The following is a 19,041-nucleotide window of genomic DNA, read 5'->3' on the forward strand; positions in this document are numbered from 1 at the left end:
GCGCTCAGAGGAGCTCGAGGTTGTTCTTCAGCTCCAGCGGCGTGACCTGACCGCGGTACGCCTCCCACTCCTTGCGCTTGTTCAGCAGCACGTAGTTGAAGACCTGCTCGCCCAGCGTCTCCGCGACGAGTTCGGACGCCTCCATGTACTCCAGGGCGTGGTCCAGGCTGGCCGGAAGGGCGGAGTAGCCCAGGGCACGGCGCTCCGCGTCGCTCAGCGCCCAGACGTTGTCCTCGGCCTCCGGGGGGAGCTCATAGCCCTCCTCGATGCCCTTCAGGCCCGCGGCCAGCATGAGGGCGTATGCCAGGTAGGGGTTCGCGGCCGAGTCGAGGGCACGGTACTCGACGCGCGAGGACTGCCCCTTGTTCGGCTTGTACATCGGGACGCGGACGAGCGCGGAACGGTTGTTGTGCCCCCAGGTGATGAAGCTCGGCGCCTCGTCCCCGCCCCAAAGGCGCTTGTAGGAGTTGACGAACTGGTTCGTCACGGCAGAGATCTCGTTGGCGTGCCGGAGCAGGCCCGCGATGAAGTGACGGCCGGTCTTGGAGAGCTGATACTTCGCACCCTCCTCGTAGAACGCGTTCTGGTCGCCCTCGAACAGCGACATGTGCGTGTGCATGCCGCTGCCCGGCTGACCGCTCAGCGGCTTCGGCATGAACGTGGCGTACACGCCCTGCTCGATCGCGACCTCCTTGATGACCGTGCGGAAGGTCATCACGTTGTCCGCGGTGGTGAGCGCGTCCGCGTAGCGCAGGTCGATCTCGTTCTGGCCGGGGCCGCCCTCGTGATGGCTGAACTCCACGGAGATGCCGAGATCCTCCAGCATGCGGACGGAGCGACGACGGAAGTCGTGCGCCGTGCCGCCAGGGACGTTGTCGAAGTACCCGGCGGAGTCGACGGGAACCGGACCCTCCGGGCCGAAGGACGACGACTTCAGCAGATAGAACTCGATCTCGGGGTGCGTGTAGAACGTGAAGCCGGCATCCGCCGCCTTCGCGAGCGTGCGCTTGAGCACATGCCGCGGATCGGCCACCGCCGGTTGCCCGTCCGGCGTGGTGAGGTCGCAGAACATGCGGGCCGTCGGGTCGATCTCCCCACGCCACGGCAGCGTCTGGAACGTCGTCGGATCAGGCTGGGCGAGCAGATCGGACTCGTAGGTGCGGGTGAGGCCCTCGATGGCGGAGCCGTCGAACCCGATGCCCTCGGCGAACGCGCCCTCGACCTCGGCCGGCGCGATGGCGACCGACTTGAGCGTGCCGATCACGTCGGTGAACCACAGCCGCACGAACTTGACGCCGCGCTCCTCGATCGTCCGGAGGACGAAGTCCCTCTGCTTGTCCATGGCTACTCTGCGCCCTGGCCCTTCTCCGCACCGAAGCCGCTCGAGGGCTTCGCGTCCCAGCCCTGCTCCGCCGCCTCTTCCTCGGCCCAGGCCCGCGACCGCTCCTTGAGCACCTCAGGAGCGCGACGCGCCTCGGCCTCGGTGTCGAACGGACCGATGCGGTCGATGGAGGGCGACAGCATGCCGAACTCGACCTCGCCCGTGGCGGAGTTGTACCAGTACTTGTGATCGCCGTCGGTCATGGCTGCTCCTTCTTCCCGCGAGCGGTTGGGGGTGATGTCATCGATCCTACTGGCGTGCACCGCGGTCGCTAAGCTATCGGCCATGGCAAAAGCGATCGGCGTCGACATCGGCGGCACGGGCATCAAAGCGGGAATCGTCGACCTCGAACACGGCACCATGGCCTCGGATCGGGTGCGCGTGCCCACACCGGCCGGCGCCTCGCCGGAGGACGTCCTCGTCGCAGTCCAGACGGTTCTGAAGACGCTCGACGTCCACGAGTCGACCCTGCCGCTCGGGGTCGCGTTCCCCGCGATCGTCAAGCGCGGGAAGACCCTCTCGGCCGCGAACGTCTCGAAGGAGTGGATCGACTTCGACGCGGAGCGATTCTTCCGCGACGGCCTCGGCCGCAACATCGTCTTCGTGAACGACGCGGACGCCGCCGGTGTCGCGGAGGCCCGCCACGGCGCGGCCCGTGACGTACTGGGGTTCACCCTTCTCACCACCCTCGGCACCGGCATCGGATCTGCCTTCATCTACGACGGCGTGCTGCTGCCGAACACCGAGCTCGGTCACCTGAACTTCCGCGAGTACGAGTCGGTCGAGACCTGGGCAGCGACCTCCGCCCGAGAGCGTGAGGGTCTGAGCTGGGCCGAGTGGGCGGAGCGACTGCAGGCGTTCTACTCGCACATCGAGTTCCTCTTCAGCCCTGACCTGTTCGTGGTCGGGGGCGGCGTGTCGAAGAACGCGGGCGACTTCCTGCCCCTGCTCGACCTGAAGACGCCGATCGTCCCCGCGATCCACCGCAACAACTCGGGCATCATCGGCGCAGCGTCGCTCGCCGGGGACTGACCCTTCGACAGGCACAGAGCCCCTCGACGGGCTCAGGTGCCCAGACGGAAGGCCCCGACGACGTGAGTCATCGGGGCCTTCCGGCGTTCAGGGCGAATGGGCCGACCTGTACGCCGGGTTCTGTTCCGGGGTTCTTCGCCCCTTCGACGGCCATCTCTCTCGGCGACACGTTGCCGTGCCGCTCCAGCGGTCTACCCGAGGACTCGGCGAGCCGCGTCATCATCCTCTGTCTGACCTTGCTCCGGGCGAGGTTTACCTGGCGGGCCGTGTCACCACGGCCCCCGGTGGTCTCTTACACCACCCTTTCACCCTTACCCCTTCGGGCCCTTCGACAAGCTCAGGGACCGAACGGGGCGGTCTGCTCTCTGTGGCACTTTCTCGCGGATCACTCCGGGTGGGTGTTACCCACCGCCCTGCCCTGTGGAGCCCGGACGTTCCTCGGTGCGGTTGCCCGCCACGCGACCGTCCAGCCGACCCATTCGCCCTTCCAGTCTACGGCCTCACTTCTCCGCGGAGTCCGCGATGCGCAGGTCGAGGGGCACGTCGATCGGGAAGGTGCCGAACAGCCGGGTCGTCGCGACCGCGGCGGCGTCGCGGACCGCATCGGCGGCGGCCTCCGCGTGCTCCTGCGGGGTATGCAGGATCACCTCGTCGTGCAGGAAGAACGCCAGGTGCGCTTCCCTGGCGAACGGACCCGATGCCTCTGCCGCTCCGAAGACCTCGGGGAGCTGCGCCAGACGGTGACGGATCTCGGCCAGCCAGATGAGCGACCACTCCGCCGCCGTCCCCTGGACGACGAAGTTGCGCGTGAACCGTCCCCACTCGCGCGCACGGCGACGGGCGAGGGAGACGACGGCGGGGTCGGCGTCCGCGGCGGTGGCGTCGGCTTGCAGGCGCATCCACTCCGCGGACGGGCGCGGTGAGGAGCGCCCGAGCCAGGTGGAGACGATGCCGCCGTCCTCCCCCACCCGCGCCGCATCGTCGACCAGAGCCATCGCTCGCGGATAGACCTTCCGCAGCCGCGGAACAAGTCGCCCGCTGTCGCCGCTGGTGGCGCCGTACATGGCGCCGAGCACCGCGTACTTCGCCTCCTCCCGCGTCGCGACGGCGCCCGATGCGACGACACCGGCGTAGAGGTCGCCGCCGCGCGCCGCGTCCGCCATCGCCTCGTCCGCCGACATGGCCGCGAGCATCCGCGGCTCGAGCTGTGCGACGTCGGCGACGACCAGAGCCCACCCGGGGTCTGCGCGTACGGCCGGGCGGAGGTTGCGGGGCAGCTGCAGCGCACCGCCGCCGGCCGATGCCCATCGCCCGGTCACCACGCCTCCCGGGATGTACACGGGGCGGAAACGGCCGTCCTGCACCCATTCCGACAACCACGTCCAGCCGTTCGCGCTGAGCAGCCGAGACAGCTTCTTGTAGGCGAGCAGAGGTTCGATCACCGGGTGCTCGTGCGCGGACAGCTCCCATTTGCTCGTGGACTCCACGGAGACCCCGACGCGATGCAGCGCCCGAAGCAGCTTCGGCTGACTGTCCAGGTGCAGGGTGGGGTCGCCGAGCAGGGCTCGCACCTCGTCGCCGCGCTCCACCATCCGGCGAGGCAGCCCACCCGCGGCCGGCCGCGCGCCCAGCGTCTCGGTGAGGATCGCGTCATGGACAGCGGCGTCCCACGGGAGCCCTGCGACGCGCATCTCCTCCGCGATCAGCCCGCCCGCCGACTCCGCTGCGCACAGCAGTGTGAGCCGGCCGTCCGCCGCCTCGGCCATCACAGTGCGCTGCGCTCGATACTGGTCGAGTGCCGCGGTGACCGCCTGCTCCCCCGACTCCTCCTCGAGCACATCGAAGAGAGAGGGGGTCGGGTCGATCGGGTCTCCGCGCTCCCAGGTGACCGCCGCAGGGAGGGGCGACGTGACCATGGCGGTGTCCCGCAGGATCGCGTGACACAGGACCAGGTCGTGGCTGCGACCGATCCGGACGCCTTCCCGCAGCAGCAGCGCGTAGATCTCAGCAGCACTGCGGATGATCCACCGCGGCCCGTCCGCCGCCTCCACGGAAGACACCCAACCGGCGAGCTCCGCACCGGGCAGGAGCGTCCGATGCTGCTCCCCGTCGTTCTCGTCCAGGTCGATCGCGGCGTACTCCCCCGCCCCGAGGCCGATCAGCGCGATGCGGCGCTCGGGACCCGACGACGGCACCGTCACCGGTGGTGCGCGCCGGGCGCGCTCACGAGGAGAGTCCCGACTCCTCGGTGCGCACGAGGATGCAACCGCACTCGGGGCAAGAGACCACCTCGTCGTCAGGCGTGCGACGGATCTCGCTGAGGTCGGTGCCGGGGAGCATCATGCGGCAGCCCTCGCAGGTTCCGCGGGTCAGCAGCGCGGCGCCCGCACTCTTCACGGCTCGCCTGTCGTACTCCGCGAGAAGCGGAGCGGGGACCGTGGCCGCGACCGCCTCGCGGTCGCGCGCGAGCTGAGCGCCGAGTTCGGTCGCGGCGGCGACATCGGCTTTCGCCTGACCGGTGAGGGCGCTGCCCTCTGCGGTCGTCGCGTCCAGCAGCGCTTGTTGTGCAGCGACGGCGGCGTCGGCTTCCTCGACCCGCCCCATGACGTCGAGTTCCGCATCCTCGAGGTCGCTCAGCCGCTTGGCGAGGCTGGCGAGCTCGTGCTCCAGCGCCTGCGCCTCCTTCGGATTGGTGGCCGCGGCGAGGCGCTGCGAGTCCCGGTCGCGACGCTGCTCGGCCAGTGCCACGTCGGACTCCAGCCGCGACAGCTCGGTGCGGGCGTCGTCCCTGGCACCGGTCAGCACCGTGAGCTCACGGAGCTGCTCCTGGCGGATGGCCACGAGCTCGGTGATCCGGCCCGCCTGGCTCGGCTGGGTGCGGGCACGCTCCGCCTGCGCGATGCGCCGGTCGAGGTCGGCGATGTCGAGCAGGGTGCGCTGGTTCTCCGGGGTCGCTTTCACACTCTCAAATCTAGTCGCTGCCGGCCCGCAGCCCGCATCACCGGATGTCGCCGTCCACGTACAACCAGATGCGGTCCTCGCGGACGAAGCGACTGCGCTCGTGCAGAGATCCACGCGTGCGGCCCTGACGCCAGAAGGCCTCGAACTCGACCACGCCCTCCGTGTCGAAAGGGCCGCCCGCGACGCGCTCCACGATCAGCAGGCGGCGCCACTGCAGTTCGGGCTCGAAGCCGATGGTCTCCGGACGGGTCGACGGGTGCCAGGTACGGAGCAGGTACCGCCCGTCCTCCCGCGCGAAGGCGGTATACCGGGAGCGCATCAGCCGTTCGGCAGTCGGGGCCGGGGCTCCGTCCAGGAGGGGTCCGCAGCACGCGGTGAAGGTGTCCCCCGACGCACAGGGGCAGCGGACGGGCGGTGTCATGAGAGCGCGGCGATCAGGGTCATGCCTGCCAGCATCGCGCGGGCGACCGAGACCTGCCAACTCGCCCTACGCTGGAGACACGCCAACGGAGGAGCAACGATGACCACTGTCCCCACCTTCCGCGCCCACAACGGCTTCACCCTGCCGGCCCTCGGGCTCGGCACCTATCGTCTGAACGGCGACGCCGGAGCCGACGCCGTCGCGCAGGCCCTCCGCGCCGGCTACCGGCTCGTGGACTCGGCGTTCAACTACGAGAACGAGGGCTCGGTGGGGCGCGGAGTCGCGTCATCCGGCATCCCACGCTCCGAGGTGATCGTGACGACGAAGCTGCCCGGACGCCACCACGCCCGCGCGGCGGCGACCGCCAGCATCGAGGAGAGCCGCTCCCGCCTCGGCCTCGACGCGACCGACCTGCACCTCATCCACTGGCCGAACCCGAGCCAGGACGAGTACGTCGAGGCCTGGGCCGCGCTCGTGGACGCCCAGTCGCGCGGCGTCGTCCGCCAGATCGGCGTCTCGAACTTCCTCCCCGAGCATCTCGAGCGGATCGAACGGGAGACCGGAGTCCGGCCGGTCGTGAACCAGATCGAAGTACACCCGTACTTCCCGCAGGAGGAGCAGCTGGCGTATCACCGCGAGCACGGCATCCTCACCGAGGCGTGGAGCCCGCTGGGGCGTGCGCAGGCCCTCCTCGACGAAGGCGTCGTCCGCGAGGTGGCCGCTGCGCACGACATCACCCCCGCGCAGGCCGTGCTCGCCTGGCACGTCGCGCGGGAGACGGTCGCGATCCCGAAGGCGTCCTCGGCGGAGCACCAGGCCACGAACCTCGCGGCCGCCGGCGTCCTGCTCGAGGACGCGGAGGTCGCCGCGATCACGGCACTCGGACGCGCGGACGGGCGGCTCTTCGACGGCGACCCCGCCGTGCACGAGGAGTCCTGAGCCGCAGCGATCAGACGCTCTGGGTGCCGAGGACGCGGAGGAACTCGAGCTTCCCGGCGGCCTCGCTACCGGGTTGTGCGGTCAGCACGATGAGCGCCTGCGATTCGTCCTCCGTGAACAGCGCCTGGCAGTCCACCTCGATCTCGCCCAGCTCCGGATGGACGATCACCTTGTGCTGCTCGAAGCGTCGCGCCACCTCGTGCGCCTCCCAGAGCTGCACGAACTCCGGGCTGCGCTCCGACAGATCGGCGACGATCTCCCCCGCCCGTGACCGCGCACCCATCGTTCCGTACGCCGCGCGGAGCGCCGCCACCAGCGCCCGCGACTGCCGGGGATGATCGCCCTCGCGGTAGCGACGCCGCTCGTCGTCGGGTCGCGCGAACCATCGGTGGATGCCGCTCCGATCGAGCCCGGTCAGACCGCTCGCATCCCCGATCAGTGCGCGCGAGGCGTCGTTCTGCACCAGCACCTCGTCGAGGGCGGACACGACGAACGCCGGGGTGTCGTGCAGGCGGTCGAGCACGCGGAGGATGCCGGGACGGACGTAGTCCGTGACCGCCGTGCGATCAGGTGCACTGTGCCCACTGAGACGGAAGAGGTAGTCGCGCTCGTCCGGTGACAGCCGCAGGGCACGAGCGAGGGCGGCCAGGATCTGCGCGCTCGGCTGCGGCCCCCGACGCTGCTCGAGACGCGTGTAGTAGTCCGTCGACATGGTCGCCAGTTGTGCGACCTCCTCCCGCCGGAGCCCCGTGGTCCGTCGGCGCGGCCCCGTGGGGAGCCCCACGTCGGCGGGGCTCAGCGCCTCTCGCCGCCGGAGGAGGAAGTCAGCCAGCGCGTCGCGGTCCATCCGAGCAGTATGCCGCGGAGCGGATGCACGATCCAGGGACTGCCCGTCCCCCGATCGGCCGTCTCTGGAACGCCTCGGCGGTCGCGTCGAGGCTGAGGACATGGACATCACCGGAAACACCATCTTCATCCCCGGCGCGACGAGCGGCATCGGTCTGGCCTTGGCACACCGGCTGCACGAGCGCGGCAACACCGTGATCGTCGGCGGGCGACGCGTGGACCGGCTGACCGCGATCGCCGCCGCCCACCCCGGGCTCCACACGGTCCGCATCGACACCACCGACCCGGCGAGCATCGACGAGGCCGCCGCCACCGTGCTCGCCGCGCACCCGACGCTGAACGTGGTGATCACGATGGCCGGCATCATGCGCGCGGAGGACTGGACCATGCCCTCGGGCTTCCTGTCCACCGCTGAGGAGACCGTCACGACGAACATCCTCGGCCCGATCCGGCTCATCGCCGCGTTCATCGAACACCTCCGCGCCCAGCCGGCGGCGACCATCATGACCGTCTCGTCCGGTCTCGCTTTCGCGCCGCTGCGGGTGACCCCCACCTACAACGCGAGCAAGGCGGCCATCCACATGCTGAGCGAGTCGCTGCGACTGCAGCTCGCGGGGACGAGCGTCGCGGTGCAGGAGCTCGAGCCACCGGCCGTGCGCACGGATCTCATGCCCGGCCACGCGGAGAACGAGGCGGCTCTGCCGCTCGACGCGTTCATCGATGAGGTCATGACGCTCATCGAGACCCAGCCCGATGCGACCGAGATCCAGGTCGAGCGGGTGAAGTTCCTCCGCTACGGCGAGGCGCGCGGCGACTACGACGAGGTCGTCACAGTACTCAACCGCACCGATCCGCACGGCCGGTGAGCGCGGTGGGGCGGCCGCCCCACCGCTGTCACTCCTGCAAGGACGCCGCGACCGCGGTGAGCGCGTCGGCGGACTGCCGGAGCAGGTCGAGCTCCCGATCCGAGAACGCGGTGGTGCGGATCGGCGTCGCACCGGCGGCGCTGACGATCGATGGCACGGACAGGGCGACGCCGTCGATACCGTGGAAGTGGCGGAGCACGGTGCTGACGGGCATGACGGCGTGCTCGTCGCGGAGCACCGCCTCCACGATGCGCGCGCTCGACAGCCCGATCGCGTAGTTCGTCGCCCCCTTCCCCTGGATCACCTTGTACGCGGCATCGCGGACGTCGACGGCGATCTCGTCGAGTTCCTCCAGCGTGAAGCGCGGGTGCCCTGGCGCCTCCCAGTCGAGGATCGGCACCGTCCCGATCGTCGCCCGCGACCACAGCGGGAACTCGGTGTCGCCGTGCTCGCCGATGATGTGGGCGTGCACGCTCGCCGTGGACACGCCCGCGCGCTCCCCCAGCTTCCACCGCAGGCGTGACGTATCGAGGACGGTGCCCGAGGCGAAGATGCGCTCCGGCGGCAATCCGGTCTCCTGCTGCGCGATCACGGTGAGCACGTCGCAGGGGTTCGTCACGATCACATAAACCGCGTTCGGTGCGACGGCGAGGAGCTCCGGCATCATGCGCCGGATGATGCCGGCGTTGACCCCGGCGAGCTCGGTGCGGGTCTGGCCGGGATTCTGCTTGGCTCCGGCGGTGATCACGACCACATGAGAGCCGGCGGCCACGGAGATGTCACTCCCGCCGATGATGTCACTGCTCCCGGTGAACTGCGTGCCGTGCGCGAGGTCGAGCACCTCGGCCTCGACCTTCTCGGCCGCGATGTCGTAGAGCGCGACATGACGGGCCGATCCCCGGATGAGTGCCGCGTAGGCGACGCTCGATCCCACGCTTCCGGCGCCGACGACGGTGAGCTTCGAGTTCTCGATGATCTCCATGCGCCCATCCTGACAGCGGACGACCCGCGGCGGCAGGGTTCTCGCCGGGAGAATCCCTATGCCGTCAGAGCGCCGCGGCGACCGCCTCCGCCGCGGTGGCATGCGTGAAGCGGAAGCCCGACCGCTGCAGGACCTCGGGGCGGACGTCGGCATCCGGCAACAGCAGAGATTCCGCGGCATCGCCGAGCGCGAGCCGCAGCGCCCACCGAGGAGCCGGGAGCCAGAACGGGCGGTGCATCCGCTCCGCGAGCGCGCGGCCGATGTCGTTCGCCGAGGCCCGGGTCGGTCCGGTCAGGTTGACCGGACCAGCGAGCTTCTCATCGAGGACATGACGGATCGCACGGACCTCATCGTCCAGGGAGATCCACGGCCAGATCTGCGTGCCCGACCCCAGGGGGCCGGCGACGCCGAGTCTCGTCAGCGTGATCATGGGGCGGAGCACGCCACGGCGGTGGATCACCGGCGCGGTTCGCAGCAGCGCGACCCGCGTGTGGTCTTCGGCTCGTCGCGCCGCGGTCTCCCAGCGCACGGTGAGGTCGGCCAGGAAGGTGGTGCCGGGACCGGAATGCTCGGTGAGGATCTCGCCCGGCGCGGAGCCGTAGTAGCCGACGGCCGACGCCGACACGAGGGCCGGAGCGTCGGTGCGCAGGGCACGCAGAGCGGTGGTGAGCGTGTTCGTCGCGTCCAGCCGGGACTCCACGAGTTGCCGGCGGTAGCCACGCGTCCACGGAAGGCGCCCCACGCTCGCACCGCCGAGCGCGACGACGGCCTCCGCGCCCGCGAGGACGTCCGGATCGAGGGCGGCATCCCCCGGTGCCCATTCGAGCTCGCCCTCCGCCTGCGGAGTGCGTCGCACGAGGGTGCTCACCTCGATGTCATCGGCGCGCAGCGCCGTCGCGAGTGCGGTGCCGATGAGACCGGAGGCCCCACTGATGACGATGCGTCGCGCCATTGCCGCTCCCCGATGCTGTCGTGACGGGTGGGCCCTGCCGGGATCGAACCGACGACATCCACGGTGTAAACGTGGCGCTCTACCAGCTGAGCTAAAGGCCCTGGTGCGCTCAGTCTATCCGGGTGCGGATGCGCACCCGTGTCGTGGAAGAGGGATAGGCTGAAGTCGGCGCGCGTTGTGCACGGCCGACAAGGCTGCCCGTGTCGCTTCCCGTTTCCTTGGCATGACCTGCCAGCTTGACGAAAGGTTCCCCCGTGACCGTCCACGATCAGGATCCGTACTCTCAGGGCCCCCTCGACAGCGATCCAGAAGAGACCGGTGAGTGGCAGCAGTCGCTCGACGAGCTGGTGGACGCCAAGGGACACGGCCGCGGGCGCGAGATCATGCTCAGCCTGCTCAAGCGCTCCAAGGAACTGCACCTGAACGTGCCGATGGTTCCGACCACGGACTACATCAACACGATCGCTCCGGAGAACGAGCCCGAATTCCCCGGTGACGAGGAGATCGAGCGCCGCTACCGCGCCTGGATCCGCTGGAACGCCGCGATCACGGTGCACCGCGCCCAGCGACCCGGCATCGGCGTCGGCGGTCACATCTCGACGTACGCGTCCTCCGCGGCGCTGTACGAAGTGGGCTTCAACCACTTCTTCAAGGGCGCGGATCACCCCGGGGGCGCCGACCAGATCTTCATCCAGGGCCACGCCTCCCCCGGCACCTACGCCCGCTCCTTCCTCGAGGGGCGCCTCACCGAGGACCAGCTCGACGGCTTCCGTCAGGAGAAGTCGCACGCACCGCACGGCATCCCGTCGTACCCGCACCCGCGCCTGATGCCGGAGTACTGGCAGTTCCCGACGGTGTCGATGGGTCTCGGCCCGATCAACGCGATCTACCAGGCGATGTCGAACAAGTACCTCGAGAACCGTGGCATCAAGGACACGTCGCAGTCCCACGTGTGGGCGTTCCTCGGCGACGGCGAGATGGACGAGGTCGAGAGCCGCGGCCAGCTCCAGGTCGCCGCGAACGAGGGTCTCGACAACCTCACGTTCGTCGTCAACTGCAACCTGCAGCGTCTGGACGGTCCGGTCCGCGGCAACGGCAAGATCGTCCAGGAGCTCGAGTCGTTCTTCCGCGGCGCAGGCTGGAACGTCATCAAGGTCGTCTGGGGCCGCGAGTGGGACGACCTGCTCGCCCGCGACACCGAGGGCGCCCTGCTCAACCTCATGAACGTCACTCCCGATGGCGACTTCCAGACCTACAAGGCCGAGTCGGGCGCGTACATCCGTGAGCACTTCTTCGGGCGCGACGAGCGCGCCGCCGCCCTCGTCAAGGACTACTCCGACGACGACATCTGGAACCTCAAGCGCGGTGGCCACGACTACCGCAAGGTCTACGCCGCGTTCAAGGCCGCGACCGAGCACAAGGGCAAGCCCACCGTCATCCTCGCGAAGACCGTCAAGGGCTACGGGCTCGGCCCGCAGTTCGAGGGCCGCAACGCGACCCACCAGATGAAGAAGATGACGCTGGACAACCTCAAGACGTTCCGCGACGCGATGCACATCCCGATCACGGACGCGCAGCTCGAGGAGAACCCCTACCTGCCGCCGTACTACAACCCGGGACCGCAGGACGAGACGATCCAGTACATGCTGGAGCGCCGCAAGGCCCTCGGCGGCTTCCTCCCGGAGCGCCGTTCGACGCACGTCGGCCTCTCCCTCCCCGAGGAGAACGCCTACGCCCTGCCGAAGAAGGGCTCGGGCACCCAGGAGGTCGCCACCACCATGGCGTTCGTCCGCCTGCTCAAGGATCTGCTGCGCTCGAAGGAGTTCGGCCACCGCATCGTCCCGATCATCCCGGACGAGGCGCGGACGTTCGGCATGGACGCGTACTTCCCCACCGCGAAGATCTACAACCCGAACGGCCAGCACTACACCTCGGTCGACCGGGAGCTGCTGCTCGCCTACAAGGAGAGCCCGCAGGGTCAGATCGTCCACGTCGGCATCAACGAGGCCGGCGCTCTTGCGGCGTTCACCGCCGCGGGCACCTCGTACGCGACGCACGGCGAGCCGCTGATCCCGATCTACATCTTCTACTCGATGTTCGGCTTCCAGCGCACCGGTGACGCCCAGTGGGCTGCCGGCGACCAGATGGCCCGCGGCTTCATCATCGGCGCGACGGCCGGACGCACCACGCTCACGGGTGAGGGCCTGCAGCACGCCGACGGGCATTCGCACCTGCTGGCCGCCACGAACCCGGCCACGGTCTCCTACGACCCCGCGTACGGGTACGAGATCGCGCACATCGTGCGCTCGGGTCTCGAGCGGATGTACGGCGGGCAGCACGAGGACCCGAACGTCATGTACTACCTCACGGTGTACAACGAGCCGATGGTCCAGCCCGCGGAGCCTGCCGACGTGGACGTGGACGGGATCGTCCGCGGAATCCACCGCGTCGCCGTCGGCGAGGGCGACGGCGCCCGCGCCCAGCTCTTCGCTTCCGGCGTCGGACTGCCGTGGGCGCTCGAAGCTCAGGAACTGCTCAAGAAGGACTGGGGCGTCGTCGCCGACGTGTGGTCGGTCACCTCGTGGACCGAGCTCCGCCGTGACGGCCTCGCCGCCGACGAGCACAACTTCCTCCACCCCGAGGAGGAGCCGCGCACCGCGTACCTGACCCAGAAGCTCCAGGGCGCCGAGGGTCCCGTCGTCGCGGTCAGCGACTTCATGCACGCCGTGCAGGATCAGATCCGCCCGTGGGTGCCGAACCGCTTCGCGACGCTGGGTGCCGACGGCTTCGGGTTCTCGGACACGCGCGCCGCAGCCCGCCGCTTCTTCAAGATCGACGGACCGTCGATCGTCGTGCGCACGCTGCAGGCGCTGGCTGAGGAGGGCAAGGTCGACCGTGGCCTCTCCGCCCAGGCCATCGAGAAGTACCGCCTGCACGACGTGAACGCCGGCACCAGCGGCAACGCAGGCGGCGAAAGCTGAGCCCTCGGTGACAGCTGCCTCCGCCGGCATGGACAAAGCCGCCACGCTCACCTGGCTGCGCCGGATTTCCGGCGACATCGCGACGGTGACGATCAAGCGGCTGGAGGACACCCTCCCCTGGTACGCCGACATGCCACCGGCCCGCCGCTCCGCGGTCGGGCTGGTGGCGCAGGCGGGCATCACGTCCTTCATCCAGTGGTACGACGACCCCACGTCGACTCCATGGATCGCCGCAGACATCTTCGCGGCCGCTCCGCGTGAGCTCTTGCGGAGTGTGAGCCTGCAGCAGACGCTCCAGCTCATCCGCGTGACCGTCGAGGTGACCGAGGAGCGGGTCGCGGGCAAGGGGGAGCACCTCCGCGAGGCGATCCTGCTCTACTCGCGAGACGTGGCGTTCGCGGCGGCAGACGTCTACGCGCGCGCCGCCGAGGCGCGCGGCCTCTGGGACGCGCGGCTCGAGGCTCTCGTCGTCGACTCGATCCTCACGGGCGAGGCCGACGAGGAGTTGCCGAGTCGGATCGCCGCCCTCGGGTGGCACGGCCACGGGGAGGTCGCGGTCCTCGTCGGCACCACGCCCCCGCAGTTCGACGTCGACCTGGTGCGGCGGACCGCGCGGAAGCTCGCCGTCGACGTCCTCATCGGCGTGCAGGGTTCCCGTCTCGTGCTCGTCCTCGGCCGCGCACGCGTAGCCGGACAGGAGGGCGAGGACGAGGAGCTCGGCTTCCAGGAGATCGCCGCGAGGCTGGAGCCGTCGTTCGGGCCGGGTTTCGTGGTGCTCGGCCCGGCGGTCGCCGCTCTCGTGGATGCCAGTCAGAGCGCACGTGCGGCCCTGGCCGGCTTCGCGGTGGCCCGGGCCTGGCGGAGTGCGCCCCGGCCGGTCGAAGCCGACGACCTGCTCCCCGAGCGCGCCCTCGCGGGTGACCCGCTCGCGAAGCAGACCCTCATCGAGCGCATCTACCGCCCGCTGCAGGCGCACTCCACCGACCTCGTCACGACGCTGTGGAGCTACTTGGACAACGGCCGTTCCCTCGAGGCCACGGCCCGCGAGCTCTTCGTGCATCCGAACACCGTGCGGTACCGCCTCAAGCGCGTGAGCGAGGTCATCGGGTGGGATGCGACCGGGCCCCGCGAGGCCCTCATCCTGCAGACCGCGCTCATCCTCGGCTCCATCGGGGCGGCGGAGCAGGTGCGACGCCGACCGCCGCTGCGACGCTCTCCGCGCTGACTCGCGACGCAGGATCTGTGCGCCACACACAAGGGTTTCGCGCAATCTTGTGATGGATCATCCACCGTTCTCGCCCGATCGTTGGCAGACTGGGTGGGTGATTGTCGTCGTCTGCCCTGGACAGGGCTCGCAGACCCCCGGATTCCTCGCCCCCTGGCTCGAGCTCGACGGAGTGGAGGAGCGTCTCGCGGCCTACTCCGAGGCCGCGCAGGTGGATCTCCGCACGCACGGCACGGAGTCGGACGCGGACACCATCCGCGACACCCGCGTCGCCCAGCCGCTGATCGTGGCCGCTTCCCTCGTCGCCGGTGATGCCCTTGTGAGCGCCGCCGGCCGTCGCGCGGCTGGCATCGCCGGGCACTCCGTCGGGGAGATCGCCGCTCTCGTCGGCTCCGGGGTCCTTGACGCCACGACCGGCATGCGCCTGGTCGGCATCCGCGGCCGCGCGATGGCTGACGCCGCCGCGCAGACTCCGACCGGCATGAGCGCAGTCCTCGGTGGCGATGAGGAGACGCTCCTCGCCCGACTCGCCGAGCTCGGCCTCGCGCCGGCGAACTTCAACGGCGGCGGGCAGATCGTCGTCGCCGGGCCTCTTCCGGCGCTGGCAGCTCTCGCCGAGGAGCCGGTCAAGGGCACGCGCGTGGTGCCGCTCCAGGTCGCCGGCGCCTTCCACACCGACTACATGGCCTCCGCCGTCTCGGTCCTCCGCGATGCGGTGGCGGACGTGCAGCCCGCCGACCCCGAGATCACGCTCTGGACGAACCGGGACGGCTCCGTCGTCACGGACGGCGGAACGGCGCTCGACTACCTGGTCGACCAGGTGTCCTCCCCCGTGCGGTGGGACCGGTGCATGTCCTCCTTCGCCGAGGCCGGCGTGACCGGCGTGATCGAGCTCGCCCCTGCGGGTGCCCTCGTCGGTCTCGCCAAGCGCGGCCTGCGCGGCGTACCGACGGTCGCCGTGAAGACCCCCGAAGACCTCGAAGCCGCCGTCGCGCTGCTGAACGGAGAAGCCGCATGACCGCCTCCCTTGCCCAGATCGCCGGGCCCGCCTTCACCCGCATCTATGCGTTCGGCGCGGCTCGCGGCGAGAACGCAGTCCCCAACGAAGACCTCATCGGTCCGATCGACTCGAGCGACGAGTGGATCCGGCAGCGCACCGGCATCATCACGCGCGTGCGGGCCGACAGGGGAACGGACGCCATCGACCTCGCGACCGAGGCCGCAGCCGAGGCCATCGAGAAGTCGGGCGTCGCAGCCGACCAGGTCGACCTCGTCATCGTCGCGACGATCAGCAACCCGAAGCAGACGCCGTCGGTCTCGGCGATCGTCGCCGACCGCGTCGGCGCCAACCCGGCCGCGGCGTACGACGTCAATGCGGCCTGCGCCGGCTACGCCTACGCGGTCACCCAGGCGGATGCGCTGATCAAGGCCGGAGCCGCGCGCTACGCGCTCGTGATCGGCACCGAGAAGCTCTCCGATGTGGTGGACCCGACCGACCGCAGCATCTCGTTCCTCCTCGGCGACGGCGCCGGTGCCGCCCTCATCGGCCCGAGCGACACGCCGGGCATCGCCCCCGCCGTGTGGGGCAGCGACGGGTCCAAAGCCGACGCCGTCGGCATGAACGGCACCCTCACCGACTTCCGCGACGGCGTGGTGCCGTGGCCGACTCTTCGGCAGGAAGGCCCGACGGTCTTCCGCTGGGCGGTCTGGGAGATGGCGAAGGTCGCCCGCGAGGCCCTGGACAAGGCAGGGATCGAGGCCTCCGATCTCGCCGCCTTCATCCCGCACCAGGCGAACATGCGCATCATCGACGAGTTCGCCAAGCAGCTCGGCCTGCCGGAGACGACGGTCATCGCGCGCGACATCGAGACCACCGGCAACACCTCGGCCGCCTCGATCCCTCTCGCCAGCCACCGACTCATGGCCGAGCATCCGGAACTCTCCGGCGGACTCGCGCTGCAGATCGGCTTCGGGGCTGGGCTCGTGTTCGCGGCCCAGGTCGTCGTCCTCCCCTGAAGACGCGCCGACCTTCCCTAGACTGTTCCACGGTTCCGAATACAACCCGTAAGAAAGAGGAAGACCACCATGGCTTTCACCAACGATGAGGTCCTCGCCGGCCTCGCAGAGCTGATCACCGACGAGACCGGCATCAACGCCAGCGAGGTCGCCCTGGAGAAGTCGTTCACGGACGACCTCGACATCGACTCGATCTCGATGATGACGATCGTCGTCAACGCCGAGGAGAAGTTCGGCGTCACCATCCCCGACGACGAGGTCAAGAACCTGAAGACCGTCGGCGACGCCGTCAACTTCATCGTCGCGGGCCAGGAGTAATCCCGGCAGGATGCCACCCTCGCCCTGCGCGAGGAGTGGCATCCTCCGTCCCTGCCCATCCCCCGCACGAACTCGTTTCGACAAGGAACCACACCCCATGACCAAGCGCATCGTCGTCACCGGCATCGGCGCCACCTCCGCCATCGGCGGCACGGCCCCGGAGAACTGGGACAACCTGCTCGCCGGTGCCTCCGGCGCCCGCACGATCGAGCACGACTGGGTGCAGGAGTACGACCTGCCCGTCACGTTCGCCGCTTCTGCGATCGTCCGCCCCGAAGAGGTCCTGCCGCGCCACGAGGCGAAGCGACTCGACCCCTCCTCGCAGTTCGCCCTCATTGCGGCGCGCGAGGCCTGGGAGGATGCCGGGTCGCCCGAGGTCGCCCCCGAGCGCCTTGGCGTCGACTTCGCGACCGGCATCGGCGGACTCTGGACACTGCTCGACGCGTGGGACACGCTGCGCGAGAAGGGCCCGCGTCGGGTCATGCCGCTCACGGTGCCGATGCTGATGCCGAACGCGGCCGCCGGCAACCTGTCGCTGCAGTTCGAGGCGCGTGCCTACGCACAGACCGTGGTGAGCGCCTGCGCCTCCAGCACGGAGTCGATCATCCACGCCTTCCACCACCTGCAGGAGGGGCTGGCTGACGTCGTCATCGCCGGTGGCACCGAGTCGGCGATCCACCCGATCACCATGGCGGCCTTCGCGTCCGCGCAGGCGCTGTCACGCCGCAACGACGACCCCGCGCACGCCTCCCGGCCCGGCGCGATCGACCGCGACGGCTTCGTGATGGGCGAGGGCGCCGCCGCGCTCATCCTCGAGACCGAGGAACACGCCAAGGCCCGCGGCGCGAAGATCTACGGCTACGTGCTGGGCGGCGGCGTGACGGCCGACGCCTACCACATCACCGGGAACGACCCCGAGGGCAAGGGAGCGGCCCGTGCGGTCGTCCAGGCCCTCGAAGAGGCCGGGATCACCCCCGACCAGGTGACCCACATCAACGCTCACGCGACCTCGACTCCGGTCGGCGACCCGAACGAGTACGTCGCCCTCAAGAACGTGTTCGGCGACCGGATCGACGAGATCCCCGTCTCGGCGACCAAGGCGTCCACCGGGCACCTTCTCGGCGGGACCGGCGCGCTGGAGGCGATCTTCTCGATCCTCGCCCTGCGCGACCGCGTGGCGCCCCCGACGATCAACATGACCGAGCCGGACCCGGAAGTGCCCTTCCGCCTCTCCGGCGAGCCGGCCCCGCTCGGCGACGGTCCCCAGATCGCGATCAGCAACTCGTTCGGCTTCGGCGGTCACAACGCCGTGCTGGTGCTCGGTGGCGTCGACTGACGCCACCGCCTGCACCGCGAAAGGCCCCCGGGATCCGCTCCCGGGGGCCTTTCGTCGTCGCTGGAGAGATTCAGGGCACCGGAACCGCCAGTCGGGCAGAGCGCGCCCGGCGCCACTGCTCGATGCGCGGGAGGAACCAGCCGATCAGCGGCCCGACACCGAACGCGAAAAACACCGTGCCCACCCCCACCGGACCGCCGAGCAGGAAGCCGACGAGCAGCACGGATCCCTCGATGACCGTGCGTGCCAGCCAGACCGGCCAGCGGGTCACGCGGACGAGTCCGGTCATCAGCCCGTCGCGGGGTCCGGGGCCGAAGTCGGCGGCGATGTACAAGCCGGTCGCGAAGGCGAGCAGGACGAGCCCGAAGAGGAACATGGGCGCGCCCACCCACACGGAGGACGGCTCGGGGAGCACGAGCAGCGTGAGGTCGGCGAACGGGCCGATCAGCAGCGCATTGAGCAGTGTCCCGAGTCCCACCCGCTGCCGGAGGGGGATCCACAGCAGCAGGACCACGATGGAGACGATCACCGTCACCACCCCGTACCCGAGCCCCGTCCACCGTGCGACGCCCAAGGACAGGACGTCCCAGGGGGCGACGCCGATCCCGCCGCGTACCATGAACCCCAGGGCCACTCCGTAGAGGAACAGACCGACCACGAGCTGCCCGATCCGTTCCGCGAGGTCTCGTCCGCTGGTCGCGGTGACGGGCAGGAAGACGGCACGTAGGAGCATTCCTCCATCGTGGCCCCGCGGCCGCGTCTCCAGGACGACCACTGAGCGAAAA

At 69.9% G+C, this 19,041-nt stretch carries 18 protein-coding genes, 1 tRNA gene and 1 other RNA gene; 9 read left to right on the plus strand and 11 right to left on the minus strand.

The genetic code is table 11. The features are described 5' to 3' along the window. Positions 1–4 precede the first annotated feature (4 nt). Both glnA and FY549_RS13260 read right to left on the minus strand, forming a co-directional pair. Complete coding sequence (glnA, locus tag FY549_RS13255) at positions 5–1,342, minus strand: type I glutamate--ammonia ligase (protein ID WP_149085426.1); 1,338 nt, start codon at positions 1,340–1,342, stop codon at positions 5–7. Between the two features lie 2 nt (positions 1,343–1,344). Further along, the gene (locus tag FY549_RS13260) at positions 1,345–1,584 is read right to left on the minus strand and encodes an SPOR domain-containing protein (RefSeq protein ID WP_149085427.1); all 240 of its coding nucleotides are present in this window, start codon (positions 1,582–1,584) and stop codon (positions 1,345–1,347) included. Between the two features lie 82 nt (positions 1,585–1,666). Here FY549_RS13260 and ppgK point away from each other — a divergent pair, with 82 nt between their 5' ends. Beyond that, positions 1,667–2,413 carry a polyphosphate--glucose phosphotransferase gene (ppgK, locus tag FY549_RS13265; RefSeq protein ID WP_149085428.1) on the plus strand — a complete coding sequence of 249 codons (747 nt, stop codon included), beginning with the start codon at positions 1,667–1,669 and terminating at the stop codon, positions 2,411–2,413. Between the two features lie 93 nt (positions 2,414–2,506). Here ppgK and rnpB read toward each other — a convergent pair. The 4 genes from rnpB to FY549_RS13285 all read right to left on the minus strand — a co-directional run bounded on the left by rnpB (position 2,507) and on the right by FY549_RS13285 (position 5,795). Next, positions 2,507–2,891, minus strand: an RNA gene (gene rnpB / locus FY549_RS13270) — RNase P RNA component class A. A gap of 22 nt (positions 2,892–2,913) precedes the next feature. Then, complete coding sequence (locus FY549_RS13275; RefSeq protein ID WP_149085429.1) at positions 2,914–4,614, minus strand: bifunctional 3'-5' exonuclease/DNA polymerase; 1,701 nt, start codon at positions 4,612–4,614, stop codon at positions 2,914–2,916. Between the two features lie 22 nt (positions 4,615–4,636). Further along, entirely contained in the window at positions 4,637–5,374 is a 738-nt protein-coding gene (locus FY549_RS13280; protein WP_149085430.1) for a zinc ribbon domain-containing protein, read from the minus strand. A 37-nt stretch (positions 5,375–5,411) separates the two neighbouring features. Continuing rightward, the gene (locus FY549_RS13285; RefSeq protein ID WP_149085431.1) at positions 5,412–5,795 is read right to left on the minus strand and encodes a YchJ family protein; all 384 of its coding nucleotides are present in this window, start codon (positions 5,793–5,795) and stop codon (positions 5,412–5,414) included. 99 nt (positions 5,796–5,894) lie between these two features. On the opposite strand from FY549_RS13285, the gene FY549_RS13290 reads away from it, so the two are divergent. Beyond that, on the plus strand, positions 5,895–6,734 hold the full coding sequence (locus FY549_RS13290; protein ID WP_149085432.1) for an aldo/keto reductase: 840 nt from the start codon (positions 5,895–5,897) through the stop codon (positions 6,732–6,734). A gap of 10 nt (positions 6,735–6,744) precedes the next feature. Here FY549_RS13290 and FY549_RS13295 read toward each other — a convergent pair whose 3' ends face one another. After that, complete coding sequence (locus FY549_RS13295; protein ID WP_149085433.1) at positions 6,745–7,581, minus strand: helix-turn-helix transcriptional regulator; 837 nt, start codon at positions 7,579–7,581, stop codon at positions 6,745–6,747. 100 nt (positions 7,582–7,681) lie between these two features. On the opposite strand from FY549_RS13295, the gene FY549_RS13300 reads away from it, so the two are divergent. Next, positions 7,682–8,446 (plus strand): SDR family oxidoreductase, encoded by a 765-nt coding sequence (locus tag FY549_RS13300; RefSeq protein ID WP_149085434.1) that lies wholly within the window; start codon positions 7,682–7,684, stop codon positions 8,444–8,446. Between the two features lie 28 nt (positions 8,447–8,474). Here the strand turns inward: FY549_RS13300 and FY549_RS13305 are convergent, their stop codons facing one another. From FY549_RS13305 to FY549_RS13315, 3 genes are all read right to left on the minus strand, one after another. Further along, entirely contained in the window at positions 8,475–9,428 is a 954-nt protein-coding gene (locus tag FY549_RS13305) for an L-lactate dehydrogenase (protein WP_149085435.1), read from the minus strand. Between the two features lie 64 nt (positions 9,429–9,492). After that, the gene (locus FY549_RS13310) at positions 9,493–10,380 is read right to left on the minus strand and encodes a TIGR01777 family oxidoreductase (protein WP_149085436.1); all 888 of its coding nucleotides are present in this window, start codon (positions 10,378–10,380) and stop codon (positions 9,493–9,495) included. Positions 10,381–10,408: 28 nt separating this feature from the next. Continuing rightward, positions 10,409–10,481 (minus strand) — tRNA-Val (locus FY549_RS13315). A gap of 153 nt (positions 10,482–10,634) precedes the next feature. On the opposite strand from FY549_RS13315, the gene aceE reads away from it, so the two are divergent. From aceE to FY549_RS13345, 6 genes are all read left to right on the plus strand, one after another. After that, entirely contained in the window at positions 10,635–13,361 is a 2,727-nt protein-coding gene (gene aceE, locus FY549_RS13320) for a pyruvate dehydrogenase (acetyl-transferring), homodimeric type (protein WP_149085437.1), read from the plus strand. A gap of 28 nt (positions 13,362–13,389) precedes the next feature. Further along, positions 13,390–14,586: a PucR family transcriptional regulator gene (locus FY549_RS13325; protein WP_149086121.1), complete on the plus strand. Its 1,197-nt coding sequence runs from the start codon at positions 13,390–13,392 to the stop codon at positions 14,584–14,586. A gap of 97 nt (positions 14,587–14,683) precedes the next feature. Beyond that, positions 14,684–15,604, plus strand: a complete 921-nt coding sequence (locus FY549_RS13330) for an ACP S-malonyltransferase (RefSeq protein ID WP_149085438.1) — start codon at positions 14,684–14,686, stop codon at positions 15,602–15,604. Then, positions 15,601–16,602, plus strand: a complete 1,002-nt coding sequence (locus tag FY549_RS13335; RefSeq protein WP_149085439.1) for a beta-ketoacyl-ACP synthase III — start codon at positions 15,601–15,603, stop codon at positions 16,600–16,602. The genes FY549_RS13330 and FY549_RS13335 overlap by 4 nt, the downstream gene beginning before the upstream one ends. A gap of 69 nt (positions 16,603–16,671) precedes the next feature. Further along, on the plus strand, positions 16,672–16,920 hold the full coding sequence (locus tag FY549_RS13340; protein WP_017202249.1) for an acyl carrier protein: 249 nt from the start codon (positions 16,672–16,674) through the stop codon (positions 16,918–16,920). A 97-nt stretch (positions 16,921–17,017) separates the two neighbouring features. After that, on the plus strand, positions 17,018–18,256 hold the full coding sequence (locus tag FY549_RS13345) for a beta-ketoacyl-[acyl-carrier-protein] synthase family protein (RefSeq protein ID WP_149085440.1): 1,239 nt from the start codon (positions 17,018–17,020) through the stop codon (positions 18,254–18,256). 70 nt (positions 18,257–18,326) lie between these two features. Here FY549_RS13345 and FY549_RS13350 read toward each other — a convergent pair whose 3' ends face one another. Further along, complete coding sequence (locus FY549_RS13350; protein ID WP_149085441.1) at positions 18,327–18,989, minus strand: YczE/YyaS/YitT family protein; 663 nt, start codon at positions 18,987–18,989, stop codon at positions 18,327–18,329. Positions 18,990–19,041 lie beyond the last annotated feature (52 nt).

It is taken from the genome of Microbacterium sp. 1S1, from assembly GCF_008271365.1.
In the GTDB taxonomy this organism is placed as follows: Bacteria; Actinomycetota; Actinomycetes; order Actinomycetales; family Microbacteriaceae; genus Microbacterium.